Raw genomic sequence first — 21,486 nt, forward strand, 5'->3', positions numbered from 1 at the left:
CCCGCCCCCGGTGCCGGCGGGGAGGCGCCGCCCCCCGCGGCGAGCGGCGGGTCGCTGTCGCCCTCGCGCGCGGCGGACTTCATGCAGTGCCCGCTGCTGTACCGCTTCCGCACCATCGACCGCCTGCCCGAGGCGCCCAGCGAGGCCGCCGTGCGCGGCACCCTCGTGCACGCCGTGCTGGAGCACCTGTTCGACCTGCCCGCCGAGGAGCGCACCCGCGAGCGGGCCCGCGCCATGGTCGACCCGCAGTGGCGCGCGCTGCTGGAGCGCGAACCGCGCGTGGGCGCCCTCTTCGAGGACGGCACCGATGACGCCGCCCTGGCGCGCTGGCTGGCCGGCGCCGAGAGGCTGCTGGAGCGCTGGTTCGAGCTGGAGGACCCCACCCGCCTGGAGCCGGCCGGCCGGGAGGTGCGCGTGGAGGTCCCGCTGGGCGACGGGCCGCTGCTGCGCGGCATCGTGGACCGCCTCGACGTGGCCCCCACCGGCGAGCTGCGCGTGGTCGACTACAAGACCGGGCGCGCCCCCTCGGAGGCCCACGAGTCCAAGGCCCTGTTCCAGATGCGCTTCTACGCCCTGGTGCTGTGGCGGCTGCACGGGGTGGTGCCCCGCTCGCTGCAGCTGGTCTACCTCGGCTCCGGCGACGTGCTGCGCCTGGCGCCCGACGAGGCGGACCTGCTGGCCACCGAGCGCAAGGTCCGCGCCCTGTGGGAGGCGATCGAGCGCAACCGCGCCAGCGGCGACTGGCAGCCCCGGCCGGGGCGGCTGTGCTCCTGGTGCGACCACAAGGCCCTGTGCCCCGCCTTCGGCGGCACGCCGCCGCCGCTGCCGCACCCGCTGCCGCACCCGGTGGCGCGCGCCGAGGCCCCCGCCGGTCAGCCGCCCGCCGGGGCCCCGGAACCCGCTGAGCCCGCGGAGCCCGCCGGGTCCACGGTGTCCACCGGCTGACCGCCGGCCACCCGGGCCAGCACCTCCAGGTCCACCTGCGCCAGCGAGGCCACCCGGCTGCGGCCCGGGGCCGGCGGGATCGCCACCATGTGCGGGCAGGCGATCACCCGGCAGCCCGCGGCCTCGGCCGAGGCCACGCCCGTCGGGGAGTCCTCGATCGCCACGCACCGCTGCGCGTCCACGCCCAGCAGCTGCGCGGCGCGCAGGTACGGGTCGGGCGCCGGCTTGCCGCGCGCCACCTCGTCGCCGGAGACGACGACGGCGAAGGCGCCCGGCACCATGCCCGCCACCGTCGTGGCCAGGTTGCGGTACGACATGGTCACCAGCGCGCACGGCACCCCGGCCGCGCCCAGCGCCCGCAGCAGCGCCAGCGCCCCCGGCCGCCACACCACGCCCGCGCTGACCGCGGCCACGACGGCGTCCAGCAGCTCCTCGACCACCTCCGCGGGGTCCACGTGGACCCCGACCGCGCTGCGCAGGTGCTCGGCCAGCACGCGCCCGGACTCCGGCAGCGCGCTGCCCACCAGCTGCAGCGCCTGCTCGTGGCCCCAGCTGGCGCCGTGGCGGGTCACCAGCGCCGTCTCGGCGGCGATCCAGTGCGGCTCGGTGTCGACCAGCGTGCCGTCCATGTCCCACAGCACCGCCGCCGGCAGCGGGTGCTCGCGGGGCGCGGGAGCGGGCGCGGGATCGGACGGGGAGGCCGTGGGGGTCGTGCCGTCGGGCGTCATCGGCACCGGAGTCTAGGGTTGACCCGTGCCTGAGCAGCCTGCCGACCCCCAGCAGCGACCGCCGGTCGTCCTGCGCGATCCCGTGGTGATCGCGGCCTTCGAAGGGTGGAACGACGCGGGCGAGGCCGCCAGCCAGGCGGTGGCCCACCTGCACGAGGTCTGGAACGCCGTCGACCTCGCCGAGTTCGACCCGGAGCTGTACCACGACTTCCAGGTCAACCGGCCGACCGTCTCCTTCGACGAGGACGGCAAGCGGGTGCTGACCTGGCCCACGACGCGCATCTCGTACGCGGTGCTGCCGGACTCCCCGCGGGACGTGCTGCTGGTGCGCGGCATCGAGCCGTCGATGCGCTGGCGCACCTACGCGGGCGAGGTCGTCGAGCACGCCCGCACGGCCGGGGCCTCGATGGTGCTGACCCTGGGCGCCCTGCTGGCCGACGTGCCCCACACCCGCCCGCTGCCGGTGACCTCCAGCAGCGACGACCCCGAGCTCGTGGAGCGGCTGCAGATCGAGCCCTCCCGCTACGAGGGGCCCACCGGCATCGTCGGCGTCGTCGCCGACGCCGTCTCCGGCGCCGGCATGCCCTCGATCTCGCTGTGGGCGGCGGTGCCGCACTACGTGGGCCAGCCGCCGTCGCCGAAGGGGACGCTCGCGCTGCTGCACCGCATCGAGGAGCTGCTCGACGTGACGGTGCCGATGGGCGACCTGCCCGAGGACGCCCGCGCCTGGGAGCGCGGCGTCGACGAGCTGGCCAGCGAGGACTCCGAGATCGCCGAGTACGTGCAGCAGCTGGAGGAGGCCAAGGACACCGCCGACCTGCCGGAGGCCTCCGGCGAGGCCATCGCGCGCGAGTTCGAGCGCTACCTGCGCCGCCGGGACGACCCGCCCCGCCGCGGCTGACGGCGCACCCGGCGCCGTCCCGGGCCCTCCTCGGGACCTCCTGGCCGGGACCCCGCCGGGTGCCCGCCGCGCGCGGCGGGCTCCCGCTAGGTTGATCACATGGCGTGGCGTCTGGAGTCCCCGAGGGTCCTCGTCGTCGAGCTCGACGGCGGCAAGGGCTCCGCCGTCCGTGCGCAGACCGGCTCGATGGTCGCCTACGAGGGCGACGTGCAGTTCAAGAACGCCGGCACCGGCGGCGGTGGCGGCCTGCGCGCCGCCTTCAAGCAGCGGCTCAGCGGGGAGTCGCTCTCGCTCATGGACATCACCGGCCGCGGCAGCGTGCACCTCGCCGTCGGCGCCGGCCACGTCCTCGTCCTCGACCTCGCCGGCGACACCCTCAAGGCGGAGTCCGAGGGGCTGCTGTGCCTGTCGGAGGGGCTGCGCACCGACGTGGCCTTCACCGGCCTGCAGGGCGCCTCCAGCGGCCAGGGGCTGTTCACCACGACGGTGAGCGGCCACGGCCGGGTGGCGCTGCTCTCGCTCGGCGGCCCGCCCATCGCCCTGCGCGTGGGACCGCAGACCCCGCTGGTCGTCGACCCGGACGCCTACATCGGCTGCGTGGGCGAGCTGCGGCAGTCCTTCGTCACCGACGTCTCCTGGCGCAACCTGCTCGGCGAGGACTCCGGCGAGGCGTTCTCGCTGCGCTTCGAGGGTTCCGGGGTCGTCTACGTCCAGCCCGAGGAGCGCTGATGGCTTTCACGAAGGTGACCTCCAAGGTCGTCCTGGCCGAGGTCCGGCCCGGGCGGGAGGTCCTGGCCCGGCGCGGGGCGATGCTCGCCTCCACCGGGGACGTCCGCTTCTCCCCCGTCGTGGGCGGCCCGGGCGCCGGCGCCTACGGCGGCGGGCTGGCGGCGAGCCTGGCGCGCGGGATGCAGGGCGAGGCGGTCGCGCTCATGGTCGCCGAGGGCAGCGGCAGCGTGCACTACGGCTTCCGCGGCCACCACGTGACGGTCATCGACCTCGACGGCTCCCAGCCGCTGTCGGTGGAGGCCGACCGCCTGCTCGCCCACGACGCCTCCATGTCCTCCTCGGTGGTCTTCCTGGGCCAGCAGGGCGGCCTGCGCGGCGCGGTGCGCGGCGCCGTCACCGGCCAGGGGCTCTTCACCACCCAGCTGTCCGGGCGCGGATCGGTCGCGGTGCTCTCGCACGGCGGCACGTTCGCGCTGCGGGTGGGCGGCGGCCGCCAGGTCGTCGTCGACCCGCAGGCCTACGTCGCCCACGTCGGCGACCTGCGCCTCGACGTGGTCACCGCCCTCTCCTGGCGCGACGCCGTCGGCCGCGGCTCCGGGGAGGGCGTGCAGCTGAAGGTGTCCGGCGAGGGAACCGTCCACGTCCAGGCCAGCGAGGAGAAGTTGTGAGCGTCCAGCCCCTCGACCCGCAGACCCTGCCCGACCACGACAACCTGCCGGGCAACCCGCACGCGTACTGCGTGCGCCTGACCGGTCCGCTGTTCGTGCAGACCGGCCGGATGATCGCCTACTACCCGCTGGGCGGCGGCACCATCCGCTTCGAGCCGCTGACGGCGACGTCGCTGACCGGCATGGTCGCCTCGCACTTCTCCTCCCCGCTGTACAGCCGGGACTGGGTGGTGGCCAACGGCCAGGGCCACGTCCTGCTCGGCGACCGCGGCTACGACATCAACTCCTACGACCTCGACGAGGGCAACCTCACCGTGCGCGCGGCCAACCTGCTGGCCTTCGACGCCGGGCTGGAGCTGAAGGAGTCGATCATCCCGGGGTTCCTCACCCTCATCGGGACGGGCAAGTTCCTCGCCAGCTCCTCGGGACCGGTGATCTTCGTCGAGCCGCCGGTGCGGGTGGACCCCGAGGCCCTCGTGGGCTGGGCGGACTGCCCGGCCCCCTCCCAGCACTTCGACGCCGGCTGGATGGAGCACTTCCTCGGCGCCGCCCGCGGGGCGCTGTTCGGCACCCGTTCCGGCGAGGAGCGCCAGTACGACTTCACCGGCGCCGGCACCGTGCTGCTGCAGAGCTCCGAGCGGCTGCTGGAGGACCCGCACGTGGTGCGGCGCCTGGAGGGCGAGGTCCGCCAGCTCGGCCCCGGGCAGCTGCAGCACCTCGCGGGGGTCGTCCAGGCGCAGCTGCAGCAGCACCAGCAGTGAGCGCGCACCCGGTCTTCGACGGGCACAACGACCTGCCGTGGGAGCTGCGGGAGGTGTTCGGCTCCGACGTCGCCGCCGCCGGCCTGGCGGCGGGCCAGCCGCGCACCCAGACCGACGTGCCGCGGCTGCGCGCCGGCGGCGTCGGCGCGCAGTTCTGGTCGGTGTACGTGCCCTCCTCCGCGCCGCCGCCCGAGGCCGCGGTCGCCGTGCTGGAGCAGGTCGACCTCGTGCACCGCCTCGTGGCGGCGCACCCGGACGTCTTCCGCTGGACGCCCACCGCCTCCCGGGTGCGCGAGGCCCTGGCCGACGGCCTGATCGCCTCCCTGCCCGGCGCCGAGGGCGGGCACTGCATCGCGGGCTCGCTGGGCGTGCTGCGCCAGCTGCGCCGCGCGGGCGTGGCCTACATGACGCTCACCCACAACGACAACACCCCGTGGGCGGCGTCGGCGACCGGGGAGAGCGTCGACTTCGGCCTCACGGCGTTCGGGCGCGAGGTCGTCGCGGAGATGAACCGCACCGGCATGCTCGTGGACCTCTCCCACGTCCACGAGCGCACCATGCGCGACGCGCTGGAGGTCACGACCCGCCCCGTGCTCTTCTCCCACTCCTCCTGCCGCGCCGTCACCGACCACCCGCGCAACGTCCCCGACGACGTGCTGGAGCGCCTGCCCGCCAACGACGGGCTGCTCATGGTCGCGTTCGTGCCGGCGTTCGTCTCCCAGGCGTGCGCGGACCACCGGGCCGCCGCGACCGCCGAGCAGCGGCGGCTCGGGCTGGGCGGCTGGCCCTACCTGCCCACCGGCGAGGCCGCCGCCCTCGACGCGTTCGCGGACTGGCTGCGGCGCCACCCCAGGCCCCGCGCGTCCGTGGCCGACGTCGTCGCCCACGTCGAGCACGCCCGCGAGGTCGCCGGCCCGCGGCACGTGGGCCTGGGCGGCGACTACGACGGCACCGACGAGCTGCCCGCGGGGCTGGAGGACGTCTCCGGCTACCCGGTGCTGCTGGCCGCGCTCGCCGAGCGCGGCTGGTCGCGCGCCGACCTCGACGCGCTCGCCTGCGGCAACGCCCTGCGCGTGCTCGAGCAGGCCCAGGAGGGCACCCCGCCGGTCGACTGACGCGCGCCCGGCCCGACGGCCACCCGCCCGGCCCGTCGGCCGTCCGCCCGAGGGGCGGCTCAGCGCAGGTCGACGCCCAGCAGGGCCGTCACGGTGCGCCGCACCAGGTCGGGCGCGGCGGTGTCCTCGCCGCCGCCGGCCTCCTGCGCCTGCACCCAGGCGTCGACGGCCGCGACGGCACCCGGGGCGTCGAGGTCGTCGGCCAGGCGCTCGCGGACCGCGGCCAGCAGCTGCTGCGCCGACGGCCCGGAGGGCCGCCCGACGGCCGCGCTCCAGCGCGCGAAGCGCTCCTGCGCCTGCTGCAGCACCTCGTCGGTCCACTCCCAGTCGCTGCGCCAGTGGTGGGAGACGATCGCCAGCCGCACCACCGCCGGGTCGACCCCCGCGGCCCGCAGCCTGGAGACGAGCACCAGGTTGCCCTTGGACTTGCTCATCTTCTCGCCGTCGAGGGCGACCATCCCCGAGTGCGCGTAGGCGCGGGCGAAGGGCCGGGCGGCCGGGCGCAGCAGGTGCGCGTGCGCCGCGCCCATCTCGTGGTGCGGGAAGACCAGGTCGCTGCCCCCGCCCTGCACGTCGACGGGCATCCCCAGGTGCTCCAGGGCGATCGCGGTGCACTCGATGTGCCAGCCGGGGCGGCCGCGGCCCAGCTCACCGGCCTCCCACGCCGGCTCCCCCGGGCGCTGCACCCGCCACAGCAGCGGGTCCAGCGGGTCGCGCTTGCCGGGCCGCTGCGGATCGCCGCCGCGCTCGGCGGACAGCGCGAGCATCGTGGCGCGGTCGTAGCCGCCGACGGAGCCGAACCGCGGGTCGGCCGCCACGGGGAAGTACACGTCGCCGTCCGGACCGCCGCCGGTGCCGGGCACCCGGTAGGCCGCACCCGCCGCCAGCAGCTCGCGCACGGCGCCGGAGACGAGGTCGACGGCCTCCACGACGCCCAGGTAGCGCTCGGGCGGGAGCACCGAGAGGGCGGTCATGTCCTCGCGGAACAGCTCGACCTGCGAGTGCGCGAGCTCGCGCCAGTCCACCCCGGTGGCCTGCGCCCGCTCCAGCAGCGGGTCGTCGACGTCGGTGACGTTCTGCACGTAGCGCACGTCCAGGCCGGCGTCGCGCCACGCGCGCCCCAGCAGGTCGAAGGCGACGTAGGTGTTCGCGTGCCCCAGGTGGGTGGCGTCGTAGGGCGTGATGCCGCAGACGTACAGGGTGGCCGTGCCGCTGTCGGGGCCGACCGGCACGAGGCCGCCGCTCGCGGTGTCGTGCAGCCGCACGCGGGGACCGCGTCCCGGCAGGACCCCGTTCCCGGGGAGGCTGGTGGGGTCGGGAGCGGGCCAGGAACGCACGCGCCGAACCTACCCGGCGCCGCCGCGGCGCCGAACGCGGGTCGCGCCGGGGCTCAGAACGGCGGCCAGGGGATCGTGCGGTGCCCGCGCGGGCGCGGCAGCCGGTCCGCCGACAGCAGCCGGTCCACCCGCTCGGCCGTCGCCACGGCCTCCTCCACCGTCAGCAGCTCCCCCAGCAGCTCCCCCAGCTCACCGTCGAGGTCACGGGCCAGGTCGCCGAGGACCTCGCGCTCCTCGGCGAGCAGCCGGGCGCCGGCGAACCCCCACAGCACGGTGCGCAGCTTGGGCTCCTCGTGGAAGGTCAGCCCGTGGTCCACCCCGTGCACGGCACCGGACCAGCCGGGCAGGACGTGCCCGCCCTTGCGGTCGGCGTTGTTGAGGACGACGTCGAGGACGGCGATGCGGCGCAGCCGCAGGTCGTCGGCGTGCACGAGCGCGACGGGCCGCCCGGCGCCGTCCTCGGCCTCCAGCACGGTGTGCCAGCCCGCCTCGACGCGGCGCGCGGGCACGATGTCGATGAGCCCGGCGCCCGGCGAGGGCAGCACCACCTCGTCCGGCTCGGCCGGGTCGTCGCCGTCCTGCTGCAGCCACAGCTGCACGCTGCCCGGCCCGAGGGGGCCGTCGCGGAAGACGGTGGGCGGCACCACGTGCCAGCCGGTCGTCGCGGAGACCGCGTACGAGGCGACCTCCCGGCGGGCCAGGGTGTCGTCGGGGAAGTCCCACAGCGGGCGCTCCCCGGCGACGGGCTTGTAGACGCAGGCCAGCTCCTGGTCCCCCTCCCCGACCACCGAGTACAGGGTCGCGTTCGAGGCGTCGGCCAGCCGGCCGCGCACGCGCAGCTCGCCGGCGGCCAGCCCGGCCAGGGCCTCCTGCTCCCCGACGCCGGCGAAGCTGCCGTTCAGCGCCGGTACCCGTTCGCCCGGGGGCAGACGTGGCCCTGCGCGTCCAGCGGGCCGGCGCAGAACGGGCACGGCGGGCGGCCGGCCGCCACCAGCGCCAGTGCCCGGGCGGCGAAGGCGCGGGCGGCGGCGCCGTCGAGGGAGACGCGCAGCAGGTTGCTGGCGCTGGAGGGGTCGGGCACCTCGGGCTCGGCGTCGCTGTCGGAGACCTCGAAGCACTCGATGACGACGACGTCGCGCTCCCCGTCCCAGGCCAGGCTCATGGTGCCGACGCGGAACTCCTCCTCGATGGGCGACTCCAGCGGGGCGGTGTCCTCGCTGCCCGCCGGCGGCAGCGCGGGCACCGGCGCCTGGCCGGCGGAGCGGCGCACGACCTCGTCGAGCAGCTCGCCGACGCGCTCGGCGAGGGCGGAGACCTGCGCCTTCTCCAGCGCCACCGAGGTCAGCCGGGCACCGGTGCGCGCCTGCAGGAAGAAGGTGCGCGAACCCGGTTCGCCGACGGTCCCCGCCACGAAGCGCTCCGGCGGGTCGTACTCGAAGACGGGCATGTCCCGACCCTACGCCGCGCCGGTCCCACCACCGACGACGGCGTCGGAGGTGGGCACGGCGCGCTGGGCGCGCCGGCGCCGGCGGGGCGGCGCGAGGGAGGACAGGTCGCCGCCGGTGTCGTTCGTGCGCAGCACGAACGGGCGCAGCGGCGCGTAGCGCACGACGGAGACCGAGCAGGGGTCGGCGGAGATGCGCTGGAAGAGGTCCAGGTGCATGCCCAGGGCGTCGGCCAGCACCGCCTTGATGACGTCGCCGTGGCTGACGGCCACCCACACCGCGTCCTCGCCGTGCTCGGCGGCGACGCGGGCGTCGTGCTCGCGGACCGCGCTGACGGCCCGGTGCTGCATCTGCGCGAGCCCCTCGCCCTCGGGGCCGGGGAAGACCGCCGCCGAGGGGTGCTGCTGCACGGTGCGCCACAGCGGCTCCTTGGTCAGCGCGCGGATCTCGCGCCCGGTCCAGTCGCCGTACTTGCACTCCCCCAGCCGCTCGTCGGTCACCGGCGCCGGCCGCGGCCCGCTCGGGCCGTCCACGGCGCTCAGCCCGGCGGCCGTCTCCTGGCAGCGCTCCAGCGGCGAGACGACGAGGGCGGCCACGGGCACCGGCGCCAGGCGGCGGCCCAGCGCCGCGGCCTGCTCGCGGCCGGTGTCGTCGAGGTGCACCCCCGGCGTCCAGCCGGCGAGCACCCCCGCGGTGTTGGCGGTGCTGCGGCCGTGGCGGACGAGCAGGAGCGTGGGCACCCCGTCAGGGTAGGGACGCCCGCGTCCGTGGCGGCCGCGCGGGTGTGCCCAGCGACTGAAAGGTGCCGATAACCGATCTTCCTGCGAGCAGCGTGCGGGCGGCGGGCGCTCCGGGGCCGCCGCGGGCACGATGGCCGCGTGATCGTGGACGTGGCCTCCTACCGCGACGGCCGGCGGGAGGAGGTGGACGACCTCGCCTCCGCGCTGCAGCGGCGCCGGGCGGCCGGGGACGGCTTCCTCTGGCTGGAGGTCGCGGACCCCACCGCCGGGGAGTTCGCCGGCGTCGCCTCGGCGCTGGACCTGCACCGCCTCGCCGTGGAGGACGCGGTCACCGGTCACCAGCGCCCCAAGCTGGAGCACTACGGCTCCACGCTCTTCCTCGTCGTGAAGGTCCTCTCCTACGACGACGCCCGCTCCGCGGTGGAGACCGGCGAGGTCATGCTCTTCGTCGGCGACCGGTTCGTGGTCACCGTGCGCCGCGGGCGGGACGGGACGCTGGCGCAGGTGCGCGCCCGCGTCGAGGCCGACCCGCACCTGCTGCGGCTGGGGCCGACGGCCGTCATGCGCGCCGTCCTGGAGCACGTGGTCACCGACTACACCCGCATCGACGCCGAGCTGGAGCGGGACGTCGACGAGGTGGAGGAGCAGGTCTTCTCCCCCGCCCGCAGCTCCGACGCGGAGCGCATCTACTCGCTCAAGCGCGAGGTGCTGGAGGTGCGCCGGGCCGCCGCCCCGCTCGTGAGCCCGCTGCGGGAGCTGCTGAGCACCGACGGGCGCGGACCGGAGAGCCCCGAGCAGCAGGCGATGTTCGTGCTGCGCGACGTCGTGGACAACCTCCAGCGCACCGTCGAGCACGTCGAGGGCTACGACCGGCTGCTCACCGACATCCTCAACGCCCACCTGGCGCAGGTGTCGGTCCGCCAGAACGACGACATGCGCAAGATCTCGGCGTGGGCGGCGATGATCGCCGCCCCCACCCTCATCGCCGGCGTCTACGGGATGAACTTCGAGCACATGCCCGAGCTGGGCTGGCGCCTGGGCTACCCCGCCTGCGTGCTGCTCATGGTCGGCGCCAGCGCGGTGCTCTACCGCTGGTTCAAGCGCTCCGGGTGGCTGTGACGCCGGGCGGGGCGGCGGCTCAGCCGAAGTCGGTGCCGTTGAAGGCGGGCAGCGTCCCGGCGGCCACCAGCGCGTAGACGACCACGGCCGCCGCGATGCGGTAGACGACGAACGGCGCGTAGCTGTGGGTGGAGATGAACCGCATGAGCCAGGCGATGACGACGTAGCCGACCACGAAGGCGACGGCGGTGGCGACCGCCGTGGCGCTCCAGGAGATCGCCGCGCCCGCGCTCAGCTCGTCGTAGACCTGGTAGAAGCCGGAGAGCACGACGGCCGGGATGGCCAGCAGGAACGAGTACCGGGCGGCGGCCTCGCGGGTGTAGCCGAGCAGCAGGCCGGCGGTGATGGTGCCGCCCGAGCGCGACACGCCGGGGATGAGGGCCAGCGACTGCGCGAGGCCGAAGAGCAGGCCGTGCTTCCACGTCAGCCGGTCCAGCGTGCGCTCCTTGCGGCCCCACCGGTCCGCGGCACCCAGGACGAGGGCGAAGACCCACAGGGTCGTGGCGATGACGACGAAGCCGCGCAGGGTCGTCTCGATCGAGTCCTTGAAGAACAGGCCGAGCAGCCCGATGGGGATCGTCCCGAGGATGACCAGCCAGCCCATCCGGGCGTCCGGGTCGTCGCGCGGCACGCGCCCGAGCAGGGCGCCCGTCCAGCGGCTGAGGATGCGGGCGATGTCCTTGCGGAAGTACAGGATGACGGCGGCCTCGGTCCCCAGCTGGGAGATGGCGGTGAACGCCGCGCCGGGGTCGTCGGTGCCGACGAGGGTGCCGACGACGGCCAGGTGCCCGCTGGAGGAGATGGGCAGGAACTCGGTGAGACCCTGCACGAGACCGAGGAACGCGCCCTCGCCGATGCCCATGCTCACGCGCGGGCACCTCCGCGCTGGCGGCGGGTCGGGTGGGGGGACGGCCGGGTACTGAGCACGTCGCGGACCCTAGCGGCAGCGCGGGCGGTGGTCGCTGTCCGTCACCCGCGCGGCACGGAACCCTCACACGCGGCGGTCGTCCCCCGCCCGCTCGCCCTGGCCGGCGGGTGCGTCGTCGAGGTCCTCGTCGTCCGCGTCCTCGTCGTCGGAGTCGTCCGCGTCCTCGTCGGGGTCGTCGTCGGAGTCGTCCTCGTCGGTGTCGTCCTCGTCCTCGTCGTCGCCCTCGTCGTCGTCGTAGAGGACGAACGGCGTGACCTCGTCGTAGGCGTCGTAGAGCGCCTCCTCGTAGGCCTCGAAGGCGTCGGCGACGCGCTGGTAGGCGTCGGCCACGACGGGGTCCGCCTCGTCGCGGCGGTTGGCGGCGGCCGCGAGGTGGTCCTCGAGCGCGGCCACGAGTCGGGCGAGAGCCGCACGCGGATCGGACGTCATGGTCCGACCGTAGCGGAGATCGTGGCGCGTGCGGCAGAACGGTCCCGGTGGGTGGATGATGGAGGTGATGGTTGCGAAGACGAGGAGCGGCGGGACCCCGCTGCCCGGGGAGCAGTACGAGTACCGCGTGCTGACGCTGCCCCGGGCCACGTCGAGGTCCGACGCCCGCAAGCTGCTGACCGATCACGCCGAGTACGGCCGCTGGGAGCTGGCGCGCGTCGTCCTGTACATGGGCGGCGGGCGCAAGGTCTGGTTGCGGCGCAAGATCATCCGGGTGGCCCGCACGGCCTGAGACCCCTACCCTCGGCTCCCGTGTCGATGTTCCGCACGAAGAGCGTCGAGGACGCGATCGCGACGACGGACGAGCCGGGCTCGCGCCTGCGCAAGTCGCTGAGCGCCTGGGACCTGACGGTCTTCGGCGTGGGCGTCATCATCGGGACGGGGATCTTCGTCCTCACCGGTGAGGCCGCCGGCACCCGCGCCGGGCCGGCGGTGGCCCTGTCGTTCGTCGTCGCGGGGGTCGTGTGCGCGCTGGCGGCGCTGTGCTACGCCGAGTTCGCCTCCACGGTGCCGGTGGCGGGGTCGGCGTACACCTTCTCCTACGCCAGCCTGGGCGAGGTCGTCGCCTGGATCATCGGCTGGGACCTCATCCTCGAGATGGCCCTGGGCGCCTCGACGGTGGCGGTCGGCTGGTCCAGCTACGCCGCCGACCTGCTGCGCGAGACGCTGGGGCTGCAGCTGCCGGCCTGGCTGTACTCCGCCTCCCCGAGCCTGACCGAGCCCAACCTGCTGGCGGCCGCGGTCATCCTGGTCCTCACCGCGGTGCTGTGCGTGGGCACCAAGACCTCCGCGCGCGTCAACGCCGTCGTCGTGGCGATCAAGCTGACGGTCGTCGGCATCGTCATCGTCGCGGGGCTCTTCTTCGTGGAGGCCGCCAACTGGTCGCCCTTCGTGCCGCCCTCCGGCGCGCCCAGCGCCGCCGCCGAGCCGGCGCCGCCGTCGCTGTGGGCGGACCTGGGCGTGCCGCTGGGCACCTTCGGCGTCGGCGGCGTCCTCACCGCGGCGGCGCTGGTCTTCTTCGCCTTCATCGGCTTCGACATCGTGGCCACGGCCGCGGAGGAGACGAAGAACCCGCAGCGGGACGTGCCCCGCGGCATCTTCGGCTCGCTGGCGATCTGCACGCTGCTCTACGTCGTCGTCTCGCTCGTGGTGACGGGCATGGTCAGCTACGAGCGGATCAGCGTGGAGGCGCCGCTGGCGAACGCCTTCCGGGCGGTGGGCGCCGACGTCGTGGCGACGCTCATCAGCGTCGGGACGGTCGTCGGCCTGCTGACGGTCATGATGATCCTCATGCTGGGGCAGAACCGGGTGCTGTTCGCCATGAGCCGGGACCGCCTCATCCCGCCGTGGTTCTCCCGGGTCGACGAGCGCACGGGGGTGCCGCGGCGGATCACCGTGGTGACGGGCGTCGTGGTGGCCTTCGTCGCGGCGTTCGTGCCGATCGGCGAGCTGGCCCAGATGGTGAACATCGGCACGCTCTTCGCCTTCGTGCTCGTCTCGATCGGCGTCCTGGTCCTGCGCCGCAGCCGCCCCGACCTGCCGCGGGCCTTCCGGATGCCCGGCGTGCCGGTGCTGCCCGTGCTCTCCGCGGTCGCCTCGGTCGTGCTCATGGGCTTCCTGCCGGCCGTCAGCTGGGAGCGGCTGGGGATCTGGATGGCGATCGGCCTTGTGGTCTACCTGGTCTACGGCCACCGCAGGTCCCGGCTCGCGGGTCGCTGACCGCCGGGAACACCTCGGGGTCCTGTACGCTTCAACTAAGTGCGTGCAGGTGCACGCGCTCTCGAGGAGGCGGTCATGCAGTTCGGGATCTTCACCGTCGGCGACGTCACGCCCGACCCCACGACGGGCCGGACGCCCACGGAGGCCGAGCGCATCCGGGCGATGACGACCATCGCCGAGCACGCCGAGCAGGTCGGGCTCGACGTCTTCGCCACCGGCGAGCACCACAACCGGCCGTTCGTGCCCAGCTCCCCCACCACGATGCTCGGCTACCTCGCCGGCCGCACCAGCAGGCTGCTGCTGTCGACGTCGACGACGCTCATCACCACCAACGACCCGGTGAAGATCGCCGAGGACTTCGCCATGCTGCAGCACCTGTCCGACGGGCGCACCGACCTCATGCTCGGGCGCGGCAACACCGGCGCCGTCTACCCGTGGTTCGGGCAGGACATCACCAAGAGCGTCGAGCTGACCGTGGAGAACTACCAGCTGCTGCGCCGGCTGTGGGACGAGGACGTCGTCGACTGGGAGGGCCGCTTCCGCGCCCCGCTGCAGGGCTTCACGTCCACCCCGCGGCCGCTGGACGGCGTCGCGCCCTTCGTCTGGCACGGCTCCATCCGCACCCCCGAGGTCGCCGAGATCGCCGCCTACTTCGGCGACGGGTACTTCGCCAACAACATCTTCTGGCCCAAGGAGCACTACGCCCGGCTCATCTCGCTGTACCGGGAGCGCTACGCCCACTACGGCCACGGCACCCCCGAGCAGGCGATCGTCGGCCTCGGCGGCCAGGTCTTCATGCGCCGCAACTCCCAGGACGCGGTCCGCGAGTTCCGGCCCTACTTCGACCAGGCCCCGGTCTACGGCCACGGGCCCTCGCTGGAGGACTTCACCCGCACCACGCCGCTGACCGTCGGCAGCCCCGAGCAGGTGGTCGAGAAGACGCTGACCTTCCAGGAGTTCTTCGGGGACTACCAGCGCCAGCTGTTCCTGATGGACCACGCGGGCCTGCCGCTGAAGACGGTCCTGGAGCAGCTGGACCTGCTCGGCGAGGAGGTCGTGCCGGTGCTGCGCAAGGAGTTCGAGGCGCGCCGCGCCCCCGGCGTGCCCAGCGACCCGCCCACCCACGCCACCCGCGTGGCCGCGCGGGACGCCGCCCGACGGGCCGCGGCCGAGGCCCAGCCCGCCGGCGTCTGAGGGCGCGCCGTCCGGCGGGGGGCGCGCCGGCCCACGTCGCCCAGGAACCGGCCCCCGCGGACTCGTCGACGACCTGCACCCGCACGCCGGCCACCTCGCCGGTCGCCGGGTCGGCGGCCACCGCGGCGGGCGGGACCTCGAAGCACATCTGGAACGCGGCGCTGCCGCCCGGTGCCAGGTCGGCCAGGTCGCGCGGGTCGGCCGGCAGCTGCACCAGGCAGTCCTCCGCCCGGTACTCCTCGCCGTCGGCCCCCAGCAGGTAGCCGTAGAGGTCCTCGTACAGGTCGCCGCTGCCACCGCGCCCGCCGTCGCCCAGGAAGCGCACGTCCAGATCCACGAGCAGCAGCCCGCCCAGCTCCGGGGCGGTGCGCGCCCCCGTGACCGCGACGTCGTACTCGTCGAGGCGCGCCTGCTCGCCCCACACGAGCTCACCGGCGTCGACGCCGGTGGAGCCGGCCGGGGCACCGGCCGCGCCCAGCGCGGCGAGCCCGAGCAGGCCCACGCCCACCAGCGCCCGCAGCAGGTCGGCGAGCAGCCCCAGCGCGCCCGTCACCAGACCGGCGACGGCCGGGCCGCGGCCGCCGCGGCGCAGGGCCAGCGCCAGGACCCCGGTGGTCAGGGCGGTGACGCCCAGCGGGACCGAGAGCAGGTTCAGCAGCGGCAGCGGCACCGAGGTCAGCAGCGCCAGGACGCCCGTGACGAGGGCCGCGACGCCGAGCGCCGCCGACGCGGGCGCCGGCCGGGGCGGCGGCGGCAGCGGCGGGCGCGCTGCGGTCGGGGACGGGTGCTGCCAGGACACCTGACCATTGCAGCAGCGCACCCCGCCCGACGGTGCCCGCCCGCCCCCGGCGGCACCCGGACGGGTCAGCGCACCGCCGCGCCCCCCAGGCGGTGCAGGTGCGCGTAGCGGCCCTCGCGGGCCAGCAGCTCCTCGTGGGTGCCGCGCTCGACGACCCGGCCGGCCTCGACGACGAGGATGAGGTCGGCGTCGCGCACGGTGGTGAGCCGGTGGGCGATGACGATGGCGGTGCGCCCGGCCAGCGCCTCGTCGAGGGCGGCCTGCACGGCGGCCTCCGAGGCGGAGTCCAGGTGGGCGGTGGCCTCGTCGAGGACGACGACGCGCGGGTGGGCCAGCAGCAGCCGGGCGATGGTCAGGCGCTGGCGCTCGCCGCCGGAGAAGCGGTAGCCGCGCTCGCCGACCACGGTGTCCAGGCCCTCGGGCAGGGCGGCCACGAGGTCGCCGAGGCGGGCGCGGCGCAGGGCGTCCAGCAGCTCGTCGTCACCGGCCTCGGGGCGGGCCAGGCGCAGGTTGGCGCGCAGCGACTCGTGGAAGAGGTGCCCGTCCTGGGTGACGACGCCGACGGCCCGGCGCAGCGCCTCGGCCTGCAGGTCGCGCACGTCGACCCCGCCGATGCGCACGGCGCCGCCGGTGACGTCGTACAGGCGCGCCAGCAGCTGGGCCATCGTGGACTTGCCGGCGCCGGAGGAGCCGACGATCGCGACGACCTGACCGGGCTCGACGCGGAAGGAGACGTCGTGCAGCACCTGCACGCCGCCGCGCGCGTCGAGGGTGGCGACGTCCTCCAGGGAGGCCAGCGAGACGTCGGAGGCGGCGGGGTAGGCGAAGTCGACGTGGTCGAACTCCACGCCGAGCGGGCCGGCCGGGACCGCGCGCGCGTCGGGGGCCTCCTGCACCAGCGGGACGAGGTCGACGACCTCGAAGACGCGGTCGAAGCTCACCAGCGCGCTCGTGATGTCGACGCGGGCGTTGGCCAGCGCCGTCAGCGGCGCGTACAGGCGGGTGAGCAGCAGCGCGAGGGTGACGATGCTGCCGGCGTCCAGCGTGCCGGCGACGGCGGCGCTGCCCCCGACGCCGTAGACGATCGCGAGGGCCAGCGCGGAGACGAGGGTGAGCGCGGTGATGAACACCGACTGCCGCACGGCCCGGGTGACGCCGATGTCGCGGACGGCGCGGGCGGCGCGGGCGAAGGCGGCGGACTCCTCGTCGGGGCGGCCGAAGAGCTTGACGAGGGTGGCGCCGGGGGCGGAGAAGCGCTCGGTGGTCTGGTTGAGCATGGCCGCGTCCAGCTGCGCGGCCCGGCGCGAGAGCCGGGCCAGGTGGCGGCCCATGCGCCGGGCGGGCAGCACGAAGACCGGCAGCAGCACGAGCGCGAGCAGGGTGATGCGCCAGGAGATGCCCACCATGACGAGCGCGGTGAGCACGACGGCCACGACGTTGCTGACGACGCCGGAGAGGGTGTCGCTGAAGGCGCGCTGCGCGCCGAGGACGTCGTTGTTGAGGCGGCTGACGAGGGCGCCGGTGCGGGTGCGGGTGAAGAAGGCGACCGGCATCCGCTGCACGTGGTCGAAGACGCGGGTGCGCAGGTCGAGGATGAGGTCCTCCCCCAGCCGCGCCGACCACCAGCGCACGACCAGCCCCAGCCCGGCCTCGGCGAGGGCGACGACGGCGATGAGGACGGCGAGCTGGACGACGCGGCGGGAGTCGCCGGTGCCGACCGCGTCGATCACGCGCCCGGCGAGCACGGGGGTGGCCACGGCCAGGACCGCCAGGACGGTGCTGCCGGTGACGAACAGGCCCAGCAGCGCGCGGCGCTGGCGGGCGAGGGCGAGGACGCGCCGGACGGTGCCCGGGCGGAAGGGCTGCTGGTCGGGGGCGGACATCGTCCGCCACAGGGAGGACCAGGCGACCGACTCCATGCTCATGGCGGGGACGCTACGTGCTGCAGCGCGCTGCAGGTCCACCGGCGGGCGCGCCGGGCCGCCCGGCACACTGGTCGGGTGCCCGCACCCGCCCCCCACCCGCTGCGGGACCGGTGGCGGCGGGCGGGGGTGCGGGTGCGCTCGACGCTCGCGGCCACCGCGCTGCTGGCGGTGCTGGTCGTCGCCGGCGGCGTCGTGGGGCTCGCGGCGCTGCGCGGCTCCCTGTACGGCGCTGCGGAGGCCTCGAGCGCGGTGCAGGCGCGGCTGGTGCGGCTGTCGGTGAGCGCGGACGTGCTCGACTCCGGGCTGGAGGGCCCGGGCTCGGCGCAGCGCTCGGCGCTGGAGGCGGCGGTGGGCGCCGACGACGACCGCGGCTCGCACGTGCAGGTCCTGGACGCCGACGGGCGCGTGGTGGCCCGCAGCGCGGCGCTGGCCGGTCTCGACGCGATCAGCGGGGCCCGGCCGGCGGTGGGCGAGCTGCTGCAGGAGGAGCGGGAGGTGCCCGCGCTCGGCGGCCGCTGGGTGGTGACCGTGGTGGGGGCGCGGGTGGACGACCGCGACTTCCGCGTCGTGGCCGCCGAGAGCACCGCCGAGGAGGACGCCGCGCTGCGCCAGGCGGCGCTCGTGCTGGCCGTCGGCGCGCCGCTGCTGCTCGCGGCGATCGCGGCGGCCACCTGGACGTTCACGGGCCGCTCGCTGCGCCCGGTGGAGGCGATCCGGCGCACCGTGGAGGGCATCACCTCCGCGGGGCTGGACGGGCGGGTGCCGGTGCCGGAGGGGCGCGACGAGGTGGCGCGGCTGGCGGTGACGATGAACGAGATGCTCTCGCGGCTGGAGTCCTCCCAGCGCAGCCAGCGGCGCTTCGTCGCCGACGCCAGCCACGAGCTGCGCAGCCCGGTGGCGACGCTGCGCGCGGCCGCGGAGGTGTGGTCCGCCGACGCCGGCGCGCCGCGGGAGTTCACCGAGCTCGTGCGCTCGGAGGCGGGACGGGTGGAGGCGCTGGTGGCCGACCTGCTGCTGCTGGCCCGCGCCGACGAGGGCCGGCTGGCCCGCGAGGACGCCGACGTCGACCTCGACGAGGTGCTGGAGGGCGAGGCGGCGCGGCTGCGGGCGCTGGGCGCGGTGCGGGTGCGCGCGCGCACGGTGCCGGTGCGGGTGCGCGGGGACCACCGGCAGCTGTCGCGGCTGGTGCGCAACCTCACCGACAACGCCGCGCGGCATGCGGCGGGCACCGTGGAGCTGCGGACGGCGCTGGAGGGCGGCTCGGCGCTGCTGGAGGTCGCCGACGACGGGCCCGGCGTCCCCGAGGCCGAGCGGGAGCGGGTCTTCGAGCGGTTCGTGCGCCTGGACGCCAGCCGCGACCGCGCCTCGGGCGGCACCGGGCTGGGCCTGGCGATCGTCGCCGAGATCGCCGCCGCCCACGGCGGGTCGGTGCGCGCCCTGCCGCGGCCCGGTGGTGGTGCGCTGGTCCGGCTCGTGCTGCCGCTGGGCGCCCCGGCGGACGGGACCGACGCGGCGGACCCGGCGGACGGGCGGGGGCCGGGGGGCGTTCAGCCGCCGTCGGCGGCCAGCCGGTAGCCGGCACCGCGCACGGTCTGGATGGCGTGCCGGTCGAACGGCAGGTCGATCTTGCGGCGCAGGTAGCGCACGTACACCTCCACGACGTTGGGGTCGCTCTGCACGTGCGGGTCCCACACCGACTCCAGGATCTGCGCCTTGGCGACGACCTCGTCGGGGTGGCGCATGAGGAACTCCAGCAGCGCGAACTCGCGGGCCGTCAGCTCCACGGGGGTGCCGGCGCGCGCGACCCGCCGCGAGCCGGGGTCCAGCTCCAGGTCGCCGGCGCGCAGGACGACGGGGCGCTCGGGCGCGCCGCGCCGCTGCAGCGCGCGCAACCGGGCCACGAGGACGGGGAAGGAGAACGGCTTGGTGAGGTAGTCGTCGGCGCCGAGGTCGAAGGCGTCGACCTGGTCGTACTCGCCGTCCTTGGCGGTGAGCACGAGCACGGGGGTCCACACGCCCGCCGCCCGCAGGTCGCGGCAGACCTCGTAGCCGTTGCGCCCCGGCAGCATGAGGTCGACGACGAGGACGTCGTAGCGGTGCTCGCGGGCCTGGAAGAACCCCTCGTCGCCGTCGTGGGCGACGTCCACGGAGAACCCCTCGGCCACCAGCCCGCGGCGCACCGTCCGCGCCAGCAGGACCTCGTCCTCGACCAGCAGCACCCGCACCCGGGAAGCTTAGGACCCGCCCGCCGGCGCGGTGCCCGCTAGGCCCGCGGCGCGAGCAGCGCGACCAGCGCGGCGAGCACCACGAGCGCGCTCGCGAGCGCGCCCACCAGCAGGCCGGCGCGGGTGGAGGCGACGGCCCGCCCGTGGCGCAGCGGCCGCTCCACCAGCAGCGAGGTGGCCAGCGCGGGGGCGGCGGCCAGCAGCTCCACGAGCAGCAGGAACGGCCAGCGGTCCAGGCCGGGGGCCAGCTCCACGGCGATCCAGGTCGCCGGCACGTGCCACAGGTACCAGGTGTAGGACAGCCGGCCCAGCCACCGCACCGGTCGCAGGGACAGCAGCCGCCCCACCCCGGCGCCGGGACCTGCGGCGCCGGAGGCGATGACCGCCGCGGTCGCCAGCGTCGGCACCAGCGCCACCCAGCCCGGGTAGTCGAAGGCCCCCACCCACACCGCCGAGGACAGCAGCAGCACCGCGCCGGCCCAGCCGGCCGTCCGCAGCGCCGCGGGACGGCGGGCGGCGCGGGCCAGCTCGGGCGCCAGCAGCGCGAGCAGCCCGCCGACGCCGAACTGCCAGGCGCGGGTGCCGGTGCCCAGGTAGGCCAGCAGGTCCGCGCGCGGGGTCACCAGCACGCTCGCCGCGCAGGACAGCGCCGTCGCGACCGCGAGCACCACGAGCAGCGCGCGGCGCACGTCGCCGCCGCGGCGGCGGGTGCGGCGGGCGACGAGGAGCACCACGAGCGGCCAGGCGAGGTAGAACTGCTCCTCCACCGCCAGCGACCAGAAGTGCACCACCGGGGTGCCGTCCAGCTCGGGGGCCAGCTCCGCGGTGCCGCCGCTCAGCAGGAACCAGTTGGCGACCTGCAGCGCGGCGGCGAGCGCGGCGGCGGCGGTGAGCGCCAGCCGCTCGGGGGCCAGCAGGGCCGCCGCGGCCAGCGCGGCCAGCAGGACGGCGGCCGCGCTGGGGACGATGCGCCGGGCGCGGCGGGCGTAGAAGGCCGGCAGCGCCAGCGTGCCCGTGCGCTGCACCTCGCGCAGCAGCAGACCGGTGATGAGGAAGCCGGAGACGACGAAGAAGGCGTCGACGCCGACGAGGCCGCCCCGGGCCACCGGCACGCCGGCGTGGAAGAGCAGCACCAGGCCGATGGCCACGGCGCGCAGCCCCTCCACGTCGCCGCGGTGGCCGGCGGGCGGGGTGGTCGTGGCGGGCGGCGGGTCGTGCAGGACGGTCATGCGGGGCTCCTCGGTCCCCTCCCCGGCCCTGTGCGGGGAGCGTGCCGGGGACGCTGGCCCACGGCTGCTTGCAGGACGCTGAGAGGTGCCCCGGACGGGCTACCAGTGCAGCGTTCCGGGGTCGCCCTTGAACGGTCCGCGCAGCTCGTCGGTGATCCAGCCGCCGTAGAAGTCGCCGGGCTGGGCGCGCACGCGCTCGTCGTCGAGGTGGCAGACCAGCCGGCCGGGGTAGAAGGCGAGGGCGCCGGCGAGGACGGCGTAGTCGTCGGTGGGCTCGGGGTAGGTCCAGGCGGCCGCGGCCAGCAGCAGCGCGCCGTCGGGGGCGCGCAGGTCGAGGTAGGCGGCGCGGCCCTTCCACTCGCACCAGCTGCCGCCCTCGGCGGGGGCGAGCAGCCGGGCGTCGACGGCGTCGGCGGCGACGTAGCAGGTGGGCGGGTGGCTGGTCTCCAGCACCCGCCAGGCCCGCGGGTGCGCGGGGTCGGCGGGGACG

The 21,486-nt window shown here is 75.9% G+C and carries 22 protein-coding genes; 11 read left to right on the forward strand and 11 right to left on the reverse strand.

Annotated elements, in window-relative coordinates:
• The coding region (locus tag GTQ99_RS05980) for a RecB family exonuclease (protein WP_338074757.1) at positions 1-945 on the forward strand (945 nt) is incomplete at its 5' end.
• Here the strand turns inward: GTQ99_RS05980 and GTQ99_RS25960 are convergent.
• Positions 873-1,673 carry an HAD family hydrolase gene (locus GTQ99_RS25960; protein ID WP_166614845.1) on the reverse strand — a complete coding sequence of 267 codons (801 nt, stop codon included), beginning with the start codon at positions 1,671-1,673 and terminating at the stop codon, positions 873-875. The two genes, GTQ99_RS05980 and GTQ99_RS25960, sit on opposite strands and share 73 nt — an antisense overlap.
• 25 nt (positions 1,674-1,698) lie before the next feature.
• On the opposite strand from GTQ99_RS25960, the gene GTQ99_RS05990 reads away from it, so the two are divergent.
• The 5 genes from GTQ99_RS05990 (at position 1,699) to GTQ99_RS06010 (ending at position 5,847) form a co-directional block, all read left to right on the forward strand.
• A complete protein-coding gene (locus tag GTQ99_RS05990) occupies positions 1,699-2,574 on the forward strand; it encodes a PAC2 family protein (protein ID WP_166614829.1) in 876 nt (291 codons plus the stop codon).
• A 99-nt stretch (positions 2,575-2,673) separates the two neighbouring features.
• Positions 2,674-3,303: an AIM24 family protein gene (locus tag GTQ99_RS05995; RefSeq protein WP_166614830.1), complete on the forward strand. Its 630-nt coding sequence runs from the start codon at positions 2,674-2,676 to the stop codon at positions 3,301-3,303.
• Positions 3,303-3,971: an AIM24 family protein gene (locus GTQ99_RS06000; RefSeq protein ID WP_166614831.1), complete on the forward strand. Its 669-nt coding sequence runs from the start codon at positions 3,303-3,305 to the stop codon at positions 3,969-3,971. The genes GTQ99_RS05995 and GTQ99_RS06000 overlap by 1 nt, the downstream gene beginning before the upstream one ends.
• Positions 3,968-4,732: an AIM24 family protein gene (locus GTQ99_RS06005; protein ID WP_166614832.1), complete on the forward strand. Its 765-nt coding sequence runs from the start codon at positions 3,968-3,970 to the stop codon at positions 4,730-4,732. The genes GTQ99_RS06000 and GTQ99_RS06005 overlap by 4 nt, the downstream gene beginning before the upstream one ends.
• A complete protein-coding gene (locus tag GTQ99_RS06010; RefSeq protein ID WP_166614833.1) occupies positions 4,729-5,847 on the forward strand; it encodes a membrane dipeptidase in 1,119 nt (372 codons plus the stop codon). The genes GTQ99_RS06005 and GTQ99_RS06010 overlap by 4 nt, the downstream gene beginning before the upstream one ends.
• Before the next feature lie 59 nt (positions 5,848-5,906).
• On the opposite strand, the gene mshC is transcribed toward GTQ99_RS06010, so the two are convergent.
• The 4 genes from mshC to GTQ99_RS06030 are packed head-to-tail and all read right to left on the reverse strand — an operon-like array spanning position 5,907 to position 9,369.
• Positions 5,907-7,184, reverse strand: coding sequence for a cysteine--1-D-myo-inosityl 2-amino-2-deoxy-alpha-D-glucopyranoside ligase (mshC, locus tag GTQ99_RS06015; protein WP_166614834.1), 1,278 nt, complete (start codon positions 7,182-7,184; stop codon positions 5,907-5,909).
• Positions 7,185-7,237: 53 nt separating this feature from the next.
• Positions 7,238-8,113 (reverse strand): SCO1664 family protein, encoded by an 876-nt coding sequence (locus tag GTQ99_RS06020; protein WP_420814515.1) that lies wholly within the window; start codon positions 8,111-8,113, stop codon positions 7,238-7,240.
• Entirely contained in the window at positions 8,083-8,631 is a 549-nt protein-coding gene (locus tag GTQ99_RS06025) for a DUF3090 domain-containing protein (protein ID WP_166614835.1), read from the reverse strand. The genes GTQ99_RS06020 and GTQ99_RS06025 overlap by 31 nt, the downstream gene beginning before the upstream one ends.
• Positions 8,632-8,640: 9 nt before the next feature.
• Positions 8,641-9,369 (reverse strand): MSMEG_4193 family putative phosphomutase, encoded by a 729-nt coding sequence (locus tag GTQ99_RS06030; RefSeq protein ID WP_166614836.1) that lies wholly within the window; start codon positions 9,367-9,369, stop codon positions 8,641-8,643.
• Positions 9,370-9,507: 138 nt separating this feature from the next.
• Here GTQ99_RS06030 and corA point away from each other — a divergent pair, with 138 nt between their 5' ends.
• The gene (corA, locus tag GTQ99_RS06035; protein WP_166614837.1) at positions 9,508-10,488 is read left to right on the forward strand and encodes a magnesium/cobalt transporter CorA; all 981 of its coding nucleotides are present in this window, start codon (positions 9,508-9,510) and stop codon (positions 10,486-10,488) included.
• Between the two features lie 19 nt (positions 10,489-10,507).
• On the opposite strand, the gene GTQ99_RS06040 is transcribed toward corA, so the two are convergent.
• Entirely contained in the window at positions 10,508-11,350 is an 843-nt protein-coding gene (locus tag GTQ99_RS06040) for an undecaprenyl-diphosphate phosphatase (RefSeq protein WP_166614848.1), read from the reverse strand.
• Between the two features lie 129 nt (positions 11,351-11,479).
• The gene (locus tag GTQ99_RS24290) at positions 11,480-11,845 is read right to left on the reverse strand and encodes a primosomal protein (RefSeq protein WP_205706878.1); all 366 of its coding nucleotides are present in this window, start codon (positions 11,843-11,845) and stop codon (positions 11,480-11,482) included.
• A 67-nt stretch (positions 11,846-11,912) separates the two neighbouring features.
• Between GTQ99_RS24290 and GTQ99_RS06050 the strand changes: the two genes are divergently transcribed.
• The 3 genes from GTQ99_RS06050 to GTQ99_RS06060 all read left to right on the forward strand — a co-directional run bounded on the left by GTQ99_RS06050 (position 11,913) and on the right by GTQ99_RS06060 (position 14,818).
• Positions 11,913-12,137 carry a DUF5703 family protein gene (locus GTQ99_RS06050; protein ID WP_166614838.1) on the forward strand — a complete coding sequence of 75 codons (225 nt, stop codon included), beginning with the start codon at positions 11,913-11,915 and terminating at the stop codon, positions 12,135-12,137.
• A gap of 26 nt (positions 12,138-12,163) precedes the next feature.
• Entirely contained in the window at positions 12,164-13,624 is a 1,461-nt protein-coding gene (locus tag GTQ99_RS06055) for an amino acid permease (RefSeq protein WP_166614849.1), read from the forward strand.
• A 75-nt stretch (positions 13,625-13,699) separates the two neighbouring features.
• Positions 13,700-14,818 (forward strand): LLM class flavin-dependent oxidoreductase, encoded by a 1,119-nt coding sequence (locus tag GTQ99_RS06060; protein ID WP_166614839.1) that lies wholly within the window; start codon positions 13,700-13,702, stop codon positions 14,816-14,818.
• 864 nt (positions 14,819-15,682) lie between these two features.
• Here GTQ99_RS06060 and GTQ99_RS06065 read toward each other — a convergent pair.
• Positions 15,683-17,542: an ABC transporter ATP-binding protein gene (locus GTQ99_RS06065; RefSeq protein WP_166614840.1), complete on the reverse strand. Its 1,860-nt coding sequence runs from the start codon at positions 17,540-17,542 to the stop codon at positions 15,683-15,685.
• 75 nt (positions 17,543-17,617) lie between these two features.
• Between GTQ99_RS06065 and GTQ99_RS26670 the strand changes: the two genes are divergently transcribed.
• Positions 17,618-19,117, forward strand: coding sequence for an ATP-binding protein (locus GTQ99_RS26670; RefSeq protein ID WP_166614841.1), 1,500 nt, complete (start codon positions 17,618-17,620; stop codon positions 19,115-19,117).
• On the opposite strand, the gene GTQ99_RS06075 is transcribed toward GTQ99_RS26670, so the two are convergent.
• From GTQ99_RS06075 to GTQ99_RS06085, 3 genes are all read right to left on the reverse strand, one after another.
• Positions 19,090-19,767: a response regulator gene (locus GTQ99_RS06075; RefSeq protein ID WP_166614842.1), complete on the reverse strand. Its 678-nt coding sequence runs from the start codon at positions 19,765-19,767 to the stop codon at positions 19,090-19,092. The genes GTQ99_RS26670 and GTQ99_RS06075 overlap by 28 nt on opposite strands.
• Positions 19,768-19,805: 38 nt before the next feature.
• A complete protein-coding gene (locus GTQ99_RS06080; RefSeq protein ID WP_166614843.1) occupies positions 19,806-20,996 on the reverse strand; it encodes an acyltransferase family protein in 1,191 nt (396 codons plus the stop codon).
• Between the two features lie 99 nt (positions 20,997-21,095).
• Positions 21,096-21,486: DUF427 domain-containing protein (locus GTQ99_RS06085; RefSeq protein ID WP_166614844.1), on the reverse strand; the 391-nt coding region annotated here is incomplete at its 5' end.

Origin of the sequence: Kineococcus vitellinus, assembly GCF_009906315.1 — a bacterium.
Taxonomy (GTDB): domain Bacteria; phylum Actinomycetota; class Actinomycetes; order Actinomycetales; family Kineococcaceae; genus Kineococcus; species Kineococcus vitellinus.

What these genes read in the sequence shown, in the direction of transcription:
- GTQ99_RS25960 (WP_166614845.1), bottom strand. Translation starts at nt 1,673, where the DNA reads ATGACGCCCGACGGCACGACCCCCACGGCCTCCCCGTCCGATCCCGCG.
- GTQ99_RS05995 (WP_166614830.1), top strand. Translation starts at nt 2,674, where the DNA reads ATGGCGTGGCGTCTGGAGTCCCCGAGGGTCCTCGTCGTCGAGCTCGAC.
- GTQ99_RS06000 (WP_166614831.1), top strand. Translation starts at nt 3,303, where the DNA reads ATGGCTTTCACGAAGGTGACCTCCAAGGTCGTCCTGGCCGAGGTCCGG.
- GTQ99_RS06025 (WP_166614835.1), bottom strand. Translation starts at nt 8,631, where the DNA reads ATGCCCGTCTTCGAGTACGACCCGCCGGAGCGCTTCGTGGCGGGGACC.
- GTQ99_RS06040 (WP_166614848.1), bottom strand. Translation starts at nt 11,350, where the DNA reads ATGGGCATCGGCGAGGGCGCGTTCCTCGGTCTCGTGCAGGGTCTCACC.
- GTQ99_RS24290 (WP_205706878.1), bottom strand. Translation starts at nt 11,845, where the DNA reads ATGACGTCCGATCCGCGTGCGGCTCTCGCCCGACTCGTGGCCGCGCTC.
- GTQ99_RS06050 (WP_166614838.1), top strand. Translation starts at nt 11,913, where the DNA reads ATGGTTGCGAAGACGAGGAGCGGCGGGACCCCGCTGCCCGGGGAGCAG.
- GTQ99_RS06055 (WP_166614849.1), top strand. Translation starts at nt 12,164, where the DNA reads ATGTTCCGCACGAAGAGCGTCGAGGACGCGATCGCGACGACGGACGAG.
- GTQ99_RS06060 (WP_166614839.1), top strand. Translation starts at nt 13,700, where the DNA reads ATGCAGTTCGGGATCTTCACCGTCGGCGACGTCACGCCCGACCCCACG.
- GTQ99_RS06065 (WP_166614840.1), bottom strand. Translation starts at nt 17,542, where the DNA reads ATGAGCATGGAGTCGGTCGCCTGGTCCTCCCTGTGGCGGACGATGTCC.
- GTQ99_RS06080 (WP_166614843.1), bottom strand. Translation starts at nt 20,996, where the DNA reads ATGACCGTCCTGCACGACCCGCCGCCCGCCACGACCACCCCGCCCGCC.